This window comes from Rhizobium sp. M10, from assembly GCF_002531955.1.
Taxonomy (GTDB): Bacteria; Pseudomonadota; Alphaproteobacteria; order Rhizobiales; family Rhizobiaceae; genus Rhizobium; species Rhizobium etli_C.
Genome location: NZ_NWTA01000081.1, coordinates 1 through 860 on the forward strand (window position 1 = coordinate 1; position 860 = coordinate 860).

At 63.0% G+C, this 860-nt stretch carries 1 protein-coding gene; it reads left to right on the top strand.

All coding sequences use genetic code 11. The features are described 5' to 3' along the window. Positions 1-860, top strand: an 860-nt coding sequence (gene lipA, locus CO671_RS33120; RefSeq protein ID WP_245425056.1) for a lipoyl synthase, incomplete at both ends; no start/stop codon positions are given.

Sequence of the window (860 nt, forward strand, 5' to 3'; positions counted from 1 at the left end):
ACGATCAATCCCGACGCCAAGCGCGTGCGCCATCCGGAAAAGGCGCATCGGCCGGATACGGAAGTCATGCGCAAGCCGGACTGGATCCGCGTCAAGGCGCCGACCTCCAAAGGCTATGCCGAAACGCGGGCGATCGTGAAGGAGCATAAGCTCGTCACCGTCTGCGAGGAGGCAGGCTGCCCGAATATCGGCGAGTGCTGGGACAAGAAGCATGCCACCTTCATGATCATGGGCGAGATCTGCACCCGCGCCTGCGCCTTCTGCAACGTCGCCACCGGCAAGCCGAATGCGCTCGATATGGCCGAGCCCGAGAATGTCGCCAAGGCCGTCCGGGAAATGGGCCTCAGCCACGTCGTCATCACCTCGGTTGACCGCGACGACCTCGAGGACGGCGGCGCCGAACACTTCGAAAAGGTGATCTGGGCGATCCGTGCGGCCTCGCCGGCAACGACGATCGAGATCCTGACGCCGGACTTCTTGAAAAAGCCGGGCGCGCTGGAACGTGTCGTCGCCTCCAAGCCCGACGTCTTCAATCACAACATGGAAACGGTTGCCGGCAACTATCTGACGGTTCGCCCCGGCGCCCGCTACTTCCACTCCATCCGCCTGCTGCAGCGGGTGAAGGAACTCGATCCCACCATGTTCACCAAGTCGGGCATCATGGTCGGCCTCGGCGAGGAGCGCAACGAGGTGCTGCAGCTGATGGACGACCTGCGCACCGCCGATGTCGACTTCCTGACGATCGGCCAGTACCTGCAGCCGACCCGCAAGCACCACAAGGTCGAAAGCTTCGTCACCCCCGACGAGTTCAAGTCCTACGAGACGGTCGCCTACAGCAAGGGTTTCCTGATGGTCGCCTC